Origin of the sequence: Yaniella sp. (assembly GCF_030453185.1) — a bacterium.
Taxonomy (GTDB): Bacteria; Actinomycetota; Actinomycetes; order Actinomycetales; family Micrococcaceae; genus Yaniella.
In genome coordinates, this window is the sequence record NZ_JAKDKW010000019.1 from 1 (window position 1) to 13591 (window position 13591).

Here is a 13591-nt window from a genome sequence, read left to right on the forward strand (position 1 = left end):
GGTTTCTCACTGTTCGGCTCATTGCTTCCGGACGCGTTGAGCCCGTTCATTACACAGGTGGCCTGGTGGGCCATATTCGGGATGGTCCTTGGTATCTTGCTGGCACTTACCGGCCCGCGGTTTCTGCATGAAGCGGAAACGACGGTTGTCTCTTCTCCGGTGGCAGGCCGCTGGCTGGCGCTGAATAGTCCGGCCACCAAAACCCCGAGTCACGGTGTTCGGGCATACGGTCAAACCTATGCCATTGACCTGGTCTATGAACCGGATGGACACGAACGTCCCAGATTCGGTGTGGGGCCAGCAATGCGTCCACCCCAGCAGTATCCGGCGTTCGGCGAAGCCGTGCATTCAATGGTCAGCGGCACGGTAGTTCGGGCATCAGCGTGGCATCGCGACCACAGGTCCCGTTCCAAATTGTTGGCGCTCATCTACATGATGTTCGAAGGCACCATTCGAGAATTGGGTGGGCCCGGCTTTATTCTCGGCAACCACGTAGTGGTTCGAAGCGATGAGGGGCTCTACGCAGTGACTGCGCATTTGCAGCAAGGTTCAACTCTGGTGAGTTCCGGGGAGACGGTTGTAGTAGGCCAACTGATTGGGCGTTGCGGAAACTCCGGTAACAGCAGTGAACCTCATGTGCACTGCCACCTCATGGATAGGGCTTCGCTATTTCGCGCCATCGGGCTACCCATGATGTTTGACAGCATCGTCCTTGACGATCAACTGAACCCCGTCAACGCTTTGCCAAAAGATGGTCAACACATGACCGCAAATCGGTGAGACGACTCGCCAAGTGCGGGAAGTCTAGCGGGGGCGGAACTCGGAAACCATCGGGCATTCCATGGGATCAGCGTAGCCCAGGCCAACCCTGTTGAGATATTTGACGACGATCGCATATGACTCAATGAGGCCGGCCTCCGTGTAGGGGATGCTGCGCTCTTCACAATGCTGGCGAACCATCGGCTGTACTAGCGGTAGATGGGCGCTTGGCATTCGAGGAAACAGGTGGTGTTCAATCTGATAATTTAGGCCACCCATTGCCCAGTCGACGACCTTGCCACCGCGAATATTGCGCGAGGTCAACACCTGACGGGATAAAAAGTCGATTTTGGAATCATGGGGGATCAGCGGCATACCCTTGTGGTTGGGAGCAAAGCTGCCACCCATATATACACCGAACACGAGGAGCTGCACGCCCATGAAGGCTGAACCAAGACCCGGGCCCAGGACAACCAGCACGAGTAACGGGAAGCTGATGAAACGGAATGCCAACAATGCCAATTCGACGCGGCGATGCTTCAGTTTTCGGTTCTGTAGAACAGATTTCACGGAATTGTAATGCAATGCCAATGCAAACAGGCACAATAGCGGGAAGAACAGCCACCCTTGACGGCGAGTGACCCACCCCATGAAGCCAGTACGCTCAGCTTCTTCAGGAATGAACACCAGTGCACCGGTGGCGATGTCGCCGTCCTTGCCCACGGTGTTCGGGTTGGCGTGGTGTCGACCGTGTTTGCGGGTCCACCAGCCGTAACTCAACCCCACTATCAGGTTGCCGCAGATGCGCGAGAACCACGCATTACGTTTCCCCGAAGAGAATATCTGCTGATGCGCTGCGTCGTGGGTCAGGAACCCCGCTTGAGTGAACAGCACGCCGAATAACGCTGCGACCGCCAGCTGCCAGTAGGTGTCACCCAGTGTGAATAACAGGGTAAACGCCCCGGCTAAGGCCAGGCCTAAGAATATCATTCGAGTAATGTATCGCCCGACGCGTCGCTGCATCAGCCCGGCATCTTTGACTTTGCGAGAGAGCTCAAAAAAGTCACTGACCTGAGGGTTCTCGCCGGGTTGTTTTACTGTCCGGCGGCCCGTTGTAGTCGGCGTCGACTCGAGCTGTGATGTTTCATATGGAGATGGCATACTCTTGACGGTATGCAAAACAGGGCTGCTTTACATCACCCAGTAGAGCCAATTACACCCCCTACCGGGGTATGGCCTGGGCCTGCAATGGCAGCCTGGCGTACACTGCGAAACCACCAGTGAGCGTGGGCTTGGTTTCCGAAGACCCTCCCACTGCCGCGGTCCGTTCGTGGATACCCGTCAAGCCAAGACCCGAACCTGCCGACGAAACGTTTTGCACTTTCGGGGGCCCGTTGATGACGGCAATGTGCAACCAGTGCGTATGTTCATCGGTGCTGGCCAAAGTGACATTGACGTCGACCTCAGTGCCCGGCGCGTGGCGTAACGCATTGCTCAGTGCCTCTTGCACCGTTCTGTAGGCAGCGAGAGCGGTAGCCGGTGCTGTATTGCCAAGCAGCCCGTCGTGCGTTTGCTCGAGGCCGCGGTAGTGGATGACGGTTCCTGATGCTCGAGTTGCATCCACGAGGGCGTCGATGTCCTTTAAGTTTGGAGTCGGTGCGGTCGGGGCTTCGTCGTCGTTGCGCAGAATACTGAGCAGCATCCGCATTTCACTCAGGGCCTGTCGCGAGGAGCTGGCGATTTCTTCAAATTCACGCTGAGCAGTCTCCCCGATATCCGGATTTCGATAGCGTGCAGTAGCAGCTTGAACACTGATCACTGACATACTGTGGGCGACGACGTCGTGCAATTCACGGGCAATCCTATTGCGTTCTGCTAGTTCCTTGCTTCGTCGATCTTGCAGGGCACTAGTTCGTTCGGCGGCCTGTAGCCGACCAGCATTACGAATCCACATTCGGCCAAGGGTTGCCGATGCCACCGTACCGGCACTCACCGAAGCGAAAACAATACTGTTGCCCAAAGCGCCCGCGGGGATGTCCTGGGCGACCGCAAACATCACGCCAAGTGTCACGAGCACCGAGGCAGACCAGCCAGAAATCGCGTAGTACCAGGGCTTCACGAAGCCCACCACGATGAATACGGCACACTGGGTCAGCAGCACCGTCACCGGCCAAGGCCACACTGCTACACCCGCATCGGCAGTTAGCGCAATGAGCGCTCCTGAAGCAATCAACGATAGGCCCATTCCGGCCCAAGCCCAGCGCAGGGAGAATAAGATCGCCGCGCAATGAAGAGTCACCCATATCATGGCATCTAGGATGCCGACGGAATAGAACACAGCCAGTACAGGCCACCCGACGGCAAGCAGGGTGGTTGCCGCGACTCCGGCTCCGGCACGAGACCAGGCGGTAATGCTAAAAGACCGCTCAGGCGAAATGTCGGTCGCGTCTGGTGCAGTCTCGAATGTTTTGGTCCCCAATAGGGCAGCAGTGAGCGTTGCATCCAGCTTTGCCAGCCCGGCCACGACCGGTGCCAGAGTGCTAAGAAACACGATTCCGATCACAAAGTGTGCCCCTACATCGAGTAGATACTGAAGCACCGCGCCGTCTGGGATCAGCGCTGGCTCGGCAAGCTGCAAGAGCTGCATCACAGTGCGATCACCGGGTAAGTATATAGACCAGAAGAAATAGGTGACCCCGCCTATCCCAATCAATGTCCAGCTAAGCGTTAGGGCAAATGTTGCCAGCCGAAGGGGAAAAGCGAGGAGTCCTTCGAAAGCTAGATCCAGCCAGCGTCGAGGATCCGAGATGATGCGCAGCTTGCCGAACACCCCGGATGCATAACGCCGATAGGTTACCGGTTCAACGCTTGCCCCCAGCGCCTCCAAACGCCTTTTGGACAGTGCCGCAAGGGACGATGCGAAAAGTAATGTGAGCGGCAGCAGCAGCGCTCCCAACCAGACCACCAGGGTTGCAACCGAAACCGTCGTCATGATCACCAAGACGGGGAAACTGATGAGCGTGATAGGGAACCCAGCGAGCAGGTACCAAACATGTTTGCCGAATCGACGGACAGCTGAGGACTGGCTCGTGCGGTCTTGAGTCTGCCTGGCGGTTCTGTTCATGTTGGTTACTCTAGGGCCAATGCTTGGCTGGGCACATCACACTGCAGAGTGAACGTCACAGATGAAGCATGTTGTGGTGCGGTAGGTTTAAACCGTGTCTGAATCTCGATCTTCACCTGTTGCCCTACCTTCCTCATCTGATCCAGGTTCGGATGTGCGAGTGCTCATTGTCGACGACCAAGCGATGATCCGAGCAGGCTTTGCTGCTCTGCTGAATGCGCAGCAGGGGATCGACGTCGTCGGGACAGCCGATGACGGTGAGGGCATCGTGGACGTCGTGAAACGCACCAAGCCCGATGTAGTACTCATGGATATCCGAATGCCAAAGGTCAACGGACTTGATGCCACCCGTCACGTGCTGGCTGAATCGGATGAGGCCCCGAGAATTCTGATGCTCACAACATTTGATGCAGACGAGTACGTGTTCTCTGCATTGCGGGCCGGGGCCAGTGGGTTTCTGCTGAAGGACGCAGCTCCTGAAGAGCTCGTGTATGCGGTAAGGGTTGTAGCAGCCGGAGACGCCCTACTGTCTCCGCAAGTCACCAGAACATTGATATCTGACTACGCTTCGCGGCCCGCGACACCGCGCACCGACAGTACTGTTGAAAAGCTGTTGACCGAACGCGAACTCGATGTTGCTCGGTTGGTCGCCCGGGGGCACTCAAATACCGAAATTGCGGCGATGCTATTCCTCGCTGAACAGACCGTGAAGACTCATGTCTCACGCATCTTGAGCAAACTGGATTTACGAGACCGCGTCCAGATCGTAGTTACCGCCTATGAAACAGGTTTGGTTCGGCCGGGCGAAGCGCAGTCCTGACGCTCTAGAAACCGTTGCCGTGATCCCCAGAAAACTTGGTGAACAGATCATTGAGATCTGATTCAGTGAGCGTGGCTTCACGCTCAATCCAGGACTTATACACCACCCGGATCATGTTGAGTTCTGGTGACAGCGTGGTGTTCACCCAATCGGACTCTCGGTAGGTCACAACCTCTTCAGGGGTCACGACGTCGACGCTGCCCTTATCTGGGTAATGATGTATGGCCTGAATAACTGCCACTGACTGGCCATCACGATAGATCAGTGTCTGACCTACGTTTCGATGGTCGAGCGTTTTTGCTTCGAACATTTTGAAAGATTTCCTTTAATTTCATTTCATTGGTGGACCCACGCCGGCTGCCTACACTACGAAACACGCTATTTCTATCTACTGCAGTGTCATCGTTTGGTCACCAGGGCGTAAGACCATGGAGTTCATCCTATGTGATAGAGCCGCGAAAATGAACGCCATAAGAGGCGCTTCTGCACATGGCATTACGCATTTTCAAATCTCACGAACGAAGCATAGAACATCGCAGAGGGACCATACGATTTTGCACGTTGGAAACTTATGGGATATTGTTGTCTTCGTTGCCCAATGGCACGCGGATGTAGCTCAATGGTAGAGCCTCTGCCTTCCAAGCAGATAGTGCGAGTTCGATTCTCGTCATCCGCTCCAAGCTCCGATTCTCAAACATAGAGTCGGAGCTTTTTGCATCCCTGGAACTTTTTCTGCAACCGCCTGGACCGAAGCAACCTGTCGTTCCGAGATGGACTCACCGGGGGAGTGGCCCAAAGTGTCACCATGCAGAAGTGAGTCCTTTTCCGGGCATGCGGAAGATCACTTTTGGGCTGCAGAAGGCTGCAATGACGCCAAAATTTTCGAACTGGTCAGAAAAACCTTCCTTCGATTTGGACTTTCTGAATCCTTTGTCATATAGTTATCTCTCGGCGCCATGGTGCGAGCCGCTACAGGGGTAAGACTTCAATGGCGGATAATCCAGCAGGTCATAGACCTGATCGCGGGACGTAGCTCAGCTTGGTAGAGCGCGCGCTTTGGGAGCGTGAGGTCGCAGGTTCAAATCCTGTCGTCCCGACTGCATGGTGCTGTCGGAAGCATAGTATGTGATTCGGCCAGTACCGAAACCATAAAATATTCCGATTAGAACCCAGGAGTCCTACGTGGTCCAATCCACCGTTGAAAACCTCGCCCCTACACGGGTCAAGCTCGAGGTTGAGGTTCCTTTTGATGAACTCAAACCGCGTATCGATGCTACTTACAAATCACTAGCAGACCAGATTCAGGTCCCTGGCTTCCGTAAGGGCAAAGTTCCAGCACGTTTGATCGACCAGCGCGTCGGCCGCGGATTCGTTATTGAAAACGCCGTGAACGACAACCTTGATTCGTTCTTCCAGGAAGCACTGAGTGAACAGGAACTCACACCCCTGACCCGCCCAGAAGTCGATGTGACTTCCGTGCCTGGCAATGAGGGTGATGAAGAAGCCCCGCTGAAATTCAACACCGAGTTCGATATTCGTCCAACGATTGAACTGCCAGACTATAAGGACCTCGAAGTCACCGTAGATCCAATTACCGTGACGGAAGAACAAGAAGCAAAAGTTCTTGATGAACTGCGCGAACGTTTCGCAACACTGGTGGACGTCGAACGTCCTGCCGAAAAAGGCGACCACGTAACCATCGGTCTGAACGCAACGATTGATGACGAAGAAGTCGATACCGCAGAAGGCCTGTCCTACGAAATCGGCTCCGGCTCGATGCTGGATGGCATGGACGAAGCGCTCGAAGGTCTTTCAGCTGGCGAAGACGCCGTCTTTGAAACCACCCTGGCAGGTGGCGAACACTCCGGTGAAACCGCAACCGTCAAGGTCGTGCTGGAATCCGTCAAAGAACGCGAACTGCCAGAAGCCGATGATGACTTCGCACAGTTGGCCTCTGAATTCGATACCATTGATGAACTCAAAGAAGACCTAAAGAACCAAGCCGCAGAAGAATCCAAGACCAATCAGGGTGTCGAAGCCCGCGAGAAGGCCTTGGAAGAACTGCTGAAGCTTGTTGAAGTTGATGTTCCAGAAAACATGCTCGCCGAGCAGGTAGAACAGCACTTCACCTCGCAGGGACATGCCGAAGGTGATGACCACGACACTGAAGAGCACCGCGAAGAAGTGACTCAGAACTTCCGCGAAGCTTTCGTCAACGAGGTCGTGCTGGATACCATTGCCGACGCGGAAGAAGTCCAGGTCGAGCAATCGGAACTGATCGAATACATTCTCAGCTCCGCATCGCAGTATGGCATGGAACCAAACCAGTTTGCGCAGATGCTGGACCAGGCCGGACAGGTTCCAATGATCATGGGCGAAGTCCGTCGTCGTAAAGCACTTGCTGCTGTTCTGGAAGTCGCCAAAGTTGTGGATACTGACGGTAACGAAGTTGATCTGTCGTTCTTCTTGACTCCTGAAGGTGAAGAAGACGCTGCATCAGAAGAAAACGTTGACGAAGACAACAGCTAAGTTCTGAATCAACACCAAGGTCCGCTCCTATAATAGGGAGTGGACCTTGGCTGTTTAAGTACAGATAACGGCTTTCAGCGAAAACAGTGAGTCAACCCTGCTCAAGTTATGTTTTCACAAGTAATGTCTTTCAACAGAAACAAGTTTGCAAAACCATATGCACGCCAGTGAAGGAAGGTAGGACGTCGTGACTGAATCGTCCAACGCGCCACGCATGGCATCGGTAGATCCGGCCAACCGTGAAGACTACATCTACAACCGTTTGCTCAAAGAGCGCATTATCTGGCTCGGGTCAGAGGTTCGCGATGATAACGCGAATGCCATCGCATCCCAGATGCTGCTATTGAGCGCCGAAGACCCAGAGGCAGATATCTTCCTCTACATCAACTCACCCGGTGGGTCAGTGACTGCAGGAATGGCTATCTATGACACCATGCAGTTGATTCCAAATGACGTGGTCACCGTAGCCACTGGTCTGGCCGCCTCCATGGGACAGTTCCTGCTGTCCTCGGGAACGCCAGGCAAGCGCTATGCCACCCCGCACGCACGTATCCTGATGCACCAGCCATCCGGCGGCATCGGCGGTACTGAGTCGGACATTCGCATTCAAGCACAGCTGATCATGCACATGAAGCAGGTCATGTCTGAAATCACCGCGGAGCGAACCGGCCAGAGCCTTGAAACCATCCTAGAAGATAACTCCCGTGATAAATGGTTTACCGCTGAAGACGGATTGGAATACGGCTTCTTTGACCACATCGCCTCCGGTACCGCCTCAATGGTCGGTGGCGGCGGAATTGGCAATAAATAGTCGCCGGTAGCCAGTCGCGAATACTTATACGATTTTCCTTCAGGAGACTTTCATGAACCACGATATGCCACAGGGCACCCCGGCAACCCCGATGCCCTCAAACCGCTACATCTTGCCACAGTTCGAAGAACGTACACCCTACGGCTTCAAACGCCAGGATCCATATGCACGGTTGTTCGAAGACCGCATTATCTTCCTAGGCACTCAGGTCGATGACGCCTCTGCTGACGACGTCATGGCACAGCTGCTTGTCTTGGAAGCTATGGACTCGGACCGTGACATCACGCTGTACATCAACTCACCTGGTGGCTCATTCACCGCGATGACCGCGATCTATGACACCATGCAGTTTATTCGCCCAGAAATCCAGACCGTAGCGCTGGGGCAGACGGCATCGGCCGCTGCAGTACTGCTGGCAGCTGGTACACCAGGTAAACGCCTGGCGCTACCCAATGCCCGCGTACTCATCCACCAGCCATCAATGGGCGGCGACCGCGGTACAGCCACCGATCTGCAGATTCACGCAGACGAACTGCTTCGCATCCGTACCTGGATGGAAGAAATTCTGGCCAGCCACACTAACCGCACAGCGGACCAGGTTCGCGAAGATATTGATCGCGACAAATTCCTCTCGGCTGCAGGAGCCAAAGAATACGGCTTGGTTGACGAGGTACTGGAATCTCGCAAAAAAGACGCTGAGTAACATGAGCCTCTGATAATGATGGCGTTCCGCAATGCCGCGGGACGCCATCAGTTCATTAACGCCAATGCACAGGGTGACATCGGCGAATAAAGTTATCCACGCCTGGTGCAACCTCCCCAGGAACAGGCGCCCAACCAATTATGCTGGACTAGTAAGGCGCATAAGGAGATGAAATGGCTCGAATCGGAGAATCGGCAGATCTGCTGAAGTGTTCTTTCTGTGGGAAAACACAGAAGCAGGTACGAAAGCTCATTGCAGGCCCCGGGGTCTACATTTGTGATGAGTGCATCGAGCTGTGCAACGAAATCATTGAAGAGGAACTGGCAGAGGTTACCGAAGGCGAAGATTTTACGCTGCCTACGCCGCAGGAAATCTACGCTCACCTCGACGAGTACGTGATCGGTCAGGATCGTTCCAAGGCTGCCTTGTCAGTTGCGGTATATAACCACTACAAGCGGGTCCACGCCCAAGACAATATTAAAGCTTCGATGCGCGAGTCATTTGGTACGGATGTTGACTTTAGTCACCTCGAGGATGTTGAAATTGGTAAATCCAACATCATGCTCGTAGGGCCTACTGGCTCTGGTAAAACGTATCTCGCGCAGACTCTGGCCCGGAAACTTGACGTGCCATTTATCGTTGCCGACGCAACGTCGCTCACTGAAGCAGGCTACGTCGGCGAAGATGTCGAGAACATTCTGCTCAAGCTTATTCAAGCCGCTGACAATGATGTGTCCAAGGCTGAGCAGGGCATTATCTATATTGACGAGATTGACAAGATCTCACGCAAATCTGAGAACCCTTCTATAACTCGTGACGTCTCGGGTGAAGGCGTACAGCAATCACTGCTGAAAATCCTTGAAGGTAGCGTGGCCTCGGTGCCACCACAAGGTGGACGCAAACACCCGCACCAGGAATTTTTACAGCTGGATACCTCCAACATTCTCTTTATTGTGGCAGGAGCGTTTGCGGGTCTCGAAGACATCATCGAAGCACGTGCCGGACACAAGGCCATCGGCTTTGGTGCGCCACTCAAAGTCGCTGGCCAAAACGAGAACCCGTCGTTTGCAGATGTTCGTCCAGATGACCTGGTGAAATTTGGTCTCATTCCAGAATTTGTTGGTCGCCTGCCGGTGATCACCGCTGTGGACCACTTGGACGAAGCTTCATTGATCAAGGTGCTGACTGAACCGCGCAACGCGCTGATCAAGCAATACCAGAAGATGTTCGCACTCGATGGTGTCCAACTGCACTTTGAAGAAGACGCTCTAAAAGCGATTGTTGCGAAAGCAGAAGACCGGGGAACCGGTGCTCGCGGCTTGAGATCTATCATTGAAGACGTACTGCAGCCGATCATGTTCGATCTACCATCGCGCGACGACGTCGCAGAGGTAACGATTACCGGTGGAACCGTTGACGGCACGGGACAACCCGTCATGGTCCCACACGAAGTAGAGCGAAAACGTCGCAATAAATCCGCATAAGGAGAAGCCTTGTCACAGACTGTAAAGTTTTGGTTCGACCCAGCCTGCCCATTCGCATGGATCACCTCGCGCTGGATCCGCGAAGTAGAAGAAGTCCGCGATATCACGGTTGATTTTAACGTTATCTCGTTGGGTGTCCTCAACGAAAGTAAAGACGACCCCAACAACCCAGAAACCCACAAGAAATGGCAGGGTGCGCGTGCAGCGCTAGCCGTTCGTGAGCGCCACGGTGCAGAAAAAGTTGCCGACTTCTATACTGCAGCCGGTACTCGCATCCACAATAAAGGCTACGGTCTTGATGACTACGAAGCAGCGCTATCCGAAGCATTAGACGAAATCGGTGTCGATGACGCCGCAGAAATCCTCGAAGAATCCCAAAAGGAAACCTACGACCAGGGCCTTCGTGATTCCACGAAGGCCGCACTGTCACTTGTAGGCGACGATGTGGGCACCCCGATCATTGCGATCGGAGACTCCGCATTCTTCGGACCGGTTATGACACGTATCCCACGCGGTGAACAAGCCGGGAAGATCTGGGACGGTTTTGCCGCCCTCGTTGACTTCCCCTACTTCTATGAACTGAAACGGTCTCGCAACACCGACATTGATTTCAGCTAACTCACGTCGCGATAGAATTTTGCCCCAATGGTTCAAACCATTGGGGCAAAACTGTATCTAGGTGAGACTACTCGGCGTCGGCCAGTGAAACCTGTGTCAGACGGAGATCGACAATTTCATCATCTTCCGTTGTGACAGCCTCACCCTGTTCCAGGTTGAGCTCGCTGACATTGCCGGCAGCACGCAGGTCATCAAGACCCGCCTGCAATTCTTCGATCCGTGCCTCGGTAGTCGTGATCGTCGCGGAGAGGACCTCGGTACGTTGTTTGACCTTGGCATCAGACTTTGCTTTACGAATCCGCGAGATAGCGCGCGTCACCGTTGTTAAGACGTCCGCGTCACCTGAAGTAGCGGCTTGCGCAATTCCGCCCAGCTGGTTTTCAAGACCTGGCCAAGCCTGTTCGTGGACTGAGCCCTTACGCCACCAGGACCATACCTCGTCGGTCGCAAACGGCAGGAATGGAGCCAACAGTCTGAGCAACGCATCCAGTGCAGTTGCCAACGTAGCTACGACTGATGCCTGTTCGGCTTCACCTCGGGAACCGTATGCGCGGTCCTTAATGAGCTCAATGTAGTCATCCGTGAAGTGCCAGAAGAAGGTCTCCACCAGATTTAGGGTTCGAGCGTAATCGTATTTCTCGAACGCACGCGTCGCCGGAACGATTGCCTCATGCAACTGCGCCAAGAGTGACTGATCCAGTGGATGACTAATCACGTTGGCATCAGCAGCACTGGTCACAATCTTGTCTTCCGTCGCGCCTAGATTCAGCGCAAACTTCGAAGCGTTCAAGAGTTTGATTGCCAGACGGCGACCAATCTTCATTTGGTTGACTTCATACGCCGTATCAGCACCAAGACGAGCAGACGCAGCCCAATAGCGCACAGCATCGGAGCCGAACTGATCCAAAATATCCGATGGGACAACGACGTTGCCCTTGGACTTGGACATCTTCTGGCGCTGCGGATCCAGGACCCACCCGGATAGCGCAGTGTGTTTCCAAGGCACCGTGTTTTGCAGCTGATCGGCACGAACCACGGTGGAGAACAGCCAGGTTCGGATGATGTCGTGACCCTGTGGGCGCAGGTCGAATGGAAACACATTGGCGAAGTAGTCCTCGTCTTTGGACCACTGGCCAATGATCTGCGGGGTCAAGGACGACGTCGCCCAGGTATCCAACACATCAGGATCCCCCGTAAAGCCACCTGGAACATCACGTTGGTCGGCGGTAAAGCCCTCAGGAACATCGTCGACTGGATCAACCGGCAGCTGCGCATCGGATGGAACAATCGGATTGTCATAGTCGATATTCCCCTGATCATCAAGGCGGTACCACAGTGGGATAGCCACACCGAAAACACGCTGACGGGAAACGAGCCAGTCACCGGTCAGGTTCTCAACCCAGTTCGTATAGCGCGACTGCATGAAGCCTGGATGCCATTCCAGTTCGTTGCCGCGCTCCGTGAGCTTATGACGTAGCTCCGCGTCACGGCCGCCGTTTCGTAGGTACCACTGACGTGACGTGACGATCTCGAGTGGCTTATCGCCTTTTTCGAAGAAGTTCACCGCGTGGGTGATCTTTTCGGGTTCACCGTCGAGCAGGTCTGCGCCTTCGAGCATCTCGATGACGGCTTTTTGCGCGGAGAAGACAGTTTTGCCGGCAACTGCTGCATAGTTGGTCGCACCGCGTTCGGAGGTGATCCATTCTGGTGTGTCACGAGCAAAGCGTCCGTCGCGTCCAATGAGTGTGCGCGTTGGGAGTTGCAGCTCGCGCCACCAGGTGATGTCGTTCTGGTCGCCGAAGGTACACACCATAGCAATACCGGCACCCTTATCCGGCTGAGCCAGCTCGTGGGGGTACACCTCAACTTGAACATCAAAGAGGGGAGACGTCACGGTCTTTCCGAAGAGGTGCTTAGAGCGGTCGTCCTCGGGATGTGCGACCAACGCTGAACAAGCCGGCAGCAGTTCTGGACGCGTGGTCTCAATGAAAATCTCCGACCCGTCATCGGCATAGAAGGCATACCGGTAGTAGGCGCCGGGTACTTCTCTATCTTCCAGCTCGGCTTGGGCCACGGCGGTCTGGAAACTGACATCCCACATAGTTGGAGCTTCGGCATTGTAGGCATGCCCATCGGCTAAGTTCTGCAAGAAAGCCCGCTGGGAAACTTCGCGAGAGTGCGCATCAATGGTGCGGTAGGAGAGATCCCAGTCCACCGACAGACCCAACTGGGTGAAGAGCTGTTCGTAAATGACTTCATCATCACGGGATTGCGCCAAGCATAGCTCGATGAAGTTCTGACGGGAAACAACATCCCAGTCTCGACGATTCTTAGCGGGTTTTTCAGGTGGCTGATAGTTCGGATCGTAGGGCACACTGGTGTCGGTGCGCACCCCGAAGAAGTTTTGTACGCGACGCTCGGTCGGCAACCCATTGTCATCCCACCCCATCGGGTAAAAGACGTTCTTACCGCACATCCGCATAAACCGAGCAATCACATCAGTTTGGGTATACGAAAAGACGTGGCCCACGTGCAGTGAACCAGATGCCGTGGGTGGGGGAGTGTCGATCGAGAACACATCGTTGCGAGTGGTGTTTGGATCAAACGCATACACTCGGTTTTCAGCCCACCGGGCGTTGAATTTGTCTTCGAGTCCTTCGAGTCCAACTCGATCAGGAACATTTACCGTTTTGGGCGTGTCTGTGCCCATCTCATTTTCAGCCATGGCCACCATTGTTTCATA

General features: G+C 54.5%; 11 protein-coding genes and 2 tRNA genes. 9 read left to right on the forward strand and 4 right to left on the reverse strand.

Annotated elements, in window-relative coordinates:
• On the forward strand, nucleotides 1-780 hold a 780-nt coding region (locus tag L0H14_RS04550), incomplete at its 5' end, for a M23 family metallopeptidase (RefSeq protein WP_301421428.1).
• Nucleotides 781-804: 24 nt separating this feature from the next.
• Here L0H14_RS04550 and L0H14_RS04555 read toward each other — a convergent pair.
• Together L0H14_RS04555 and L0H14_RS04560 are read right to left on the reverse strand one after the other, a co-directional pair.
• Nucleotides 805-1920 carry a fatty acid desaturase gene (locus L0H14_RS04555; RefSeq protein WP_301419546.1) on the reverse strand — a complete coding sequence of 372 codons (1116 nt, stop codon included), beginning with the start codon at nucleotides 1918-1920 and terminating at the stop codon, nucleotides 805-807.
• A 61-nt stretch (nucleotides 1921-1981) separates the two neighbouring features.
• Complete coding sequence (locus L0H14_RS04560) at nucleotides 1982-3883, reverse strand: sensor histidine kinase (RefSeq protein ID WP_301421429.1); 1902 nt, start codon at nucleotides 3881-3883, stop codon at nucleotides 1982-1984.
• A gap of 154 nt (nucleotides 3884-4037) precedes the next feature.
• On the opposite strand from L0H14_RS04560, the gene L0H14_RS04565 reads away from it, so the two are divergent.
• On the forward strand, nucleotides 4038-4703 hold the full coding sequence (locus tag L0H14_RS04565; RefSeq protein ID WP_301419551.1) for a response regulator transcription factor: 666 nt from the start codon (nucleotides 4038-4040) through the stop codon (nucleotides 4701-4703).
• A gap of 4 nt (nucleotides 4704-4707) precedes the next feature.
• Here L0H14_RS04565 and L0H14_RS04570 read toward each other — a convergent pair whose 3' ends face one another.
• Complete coding sequence (locus L0H14_RS04570; protein WP_301419544.1) at nucleotides 4708-5013, reverse strand: hypothetical protein; 306 nt, start codon at nucleotides 5011-5013, stop codon at nucleotides 4708-4710.
• 295 nt (nucleotides 5014-5308) lie between these two features.
• Between L0H14_RS04570 and L0H14_RS04575 the strand changes: the two genes are divergently transcribed.
• From L0H14_RS04575 to L0H14_RS04605, 7 genes are all read left to right on the forward strand, one after another.
• Nucleotides 5309-5382 (forward strand) — tRNA-Gly (locus tag L0H14_RS04575).
• Nucleotides 5383-5726: 344 nt separating this feature from the next.
• A tRNA-Pro gene (locus L0H14_RS04580) sits at nucleotides 5727-5800 on the forward strand.
• A gap of 85 nt (nucleotides 5801-5885) precedes the next feature.
• Nucleotides 5886-7232: a trigger factor gene (tig, locus tag L0H14_RS04585; RefSeq protein ID WP_301419543.1), complete on the forward strand. Its 1347-nt coding sequence runs from the start codon at nucleotides 5886-5888 to the stop codon at nucleotides 7230-7232.
• Nucleotides 7233-7446: 214 nt separating this feature from the next.
• On the forward strand, nucleotides 7447-8043 hold the full coding sequence (locus tag L0H14_RS04590) for a ClpP family protease (protein WP_301419550.1): 597 nt from the start codon (nucleotides 7447-7449) through the stop codon (nucleotides 8041-8043).
• 52 nt (nucleotides 8044-8095) lie between these two features.
• Nucleotides 8096-8746, forward strand: coding sequence for an ATP-dependent Clp protease proteolytic subunit (locus L0H14_RS04595; protein ID WP_301421430.1), 651 nt, complete (start codon nucleotides 8096-8098; stop codon nucleotides 8744-8746).
• 173 nt (nucleotides 8747-8919) lie between these two features.
• Nucleotides 8920-10230 carry an ATP-dependent Clp protease ATP-binding subunit ClpX gene (gene clpX, locus L0H14_RS04600; protein WP_301419986.1) on the forward strand — a complete coding sequence of 437 codons (1311 nt, stop codon included), beginning with the start codon at nucleotides 8920-8922 and terminating at the stop codon, nucleotides 10228-10230.
• 9 nt (nucleotides 10231-10239) lie between these two features.
• A complete protein-coding gene (locus L0H14_RS04605) occupies nucleotides 10240-10848 on the forward strand; it encodes a DsbA family protein (protein ID WP_301419985.1) in 609 nt (202 codons plus the stop codon).
• 67 nt (nucleotides 10849-10915) lie between these two features.
• Here the strand turns inward: L0H14_RS04605 and valS are convergent, their stop codons facing one another.
• A complete protein-coding gene (gene valS, locus L0H14_RS04610) occupies nucleotides 10916-13573 on the reverse strand; it encodes a valine--tRNA ligase (protein ID WP_301421431.1) in 2658 nt (885 codons plus the stop codon).
• Nucleotides 13574-13591 lie beyond the last annotated feature (18 nt).

Coding starts and splice junctions, on each gene's coding strand:
- L0H14_RS04555 (WP_301419546.1), bottom strand. CDS start 1,920: ATGCCATCTCCATATGAAACATCACAGCTCGAGTCGACGCCGACTACA.
- L0H14_RS04560 (WP_301421429.1), bottom strand. CDS start 3,883: ATGAACAGAACCGCCAGGCAGACTCAAGACCGCACGAGCCAGTCCTCA.
- L0H14_RS04570 (WP_301419544.1), bottom strand. CDS start 5,013: ATGTTCGAAGCAAAAACGCTCGACCATCGAAACGTAGGTCAGACACTG.
- L0H14_RS04590 (WP_301419550.1), top strand. CDS start 7,447: ATGGCATCGGTAGATCCGGCCAACCGTGAAGACTACATCTACAACCGT.
- L0H14_RS04595 (WP_301421430.1), top strand. CDS start 8,096: ATGAACCACGATATGCCACAGGGCACCCCGGCAACCCCGATGCCCTCA.
- clpX (WP_301419986.1), top strand. CDS start 8,920: ATGGCTCGAATCGGAGAATCGGCAGATCTGCTGAAGTGTTCTTTCTGT.
- valS (WP_301421431.1), bottom strand. CDS start 13,573: ATGGCTGAAAATGAGATGGGCACAGACACGCCCAAAACGGTAAATGTT.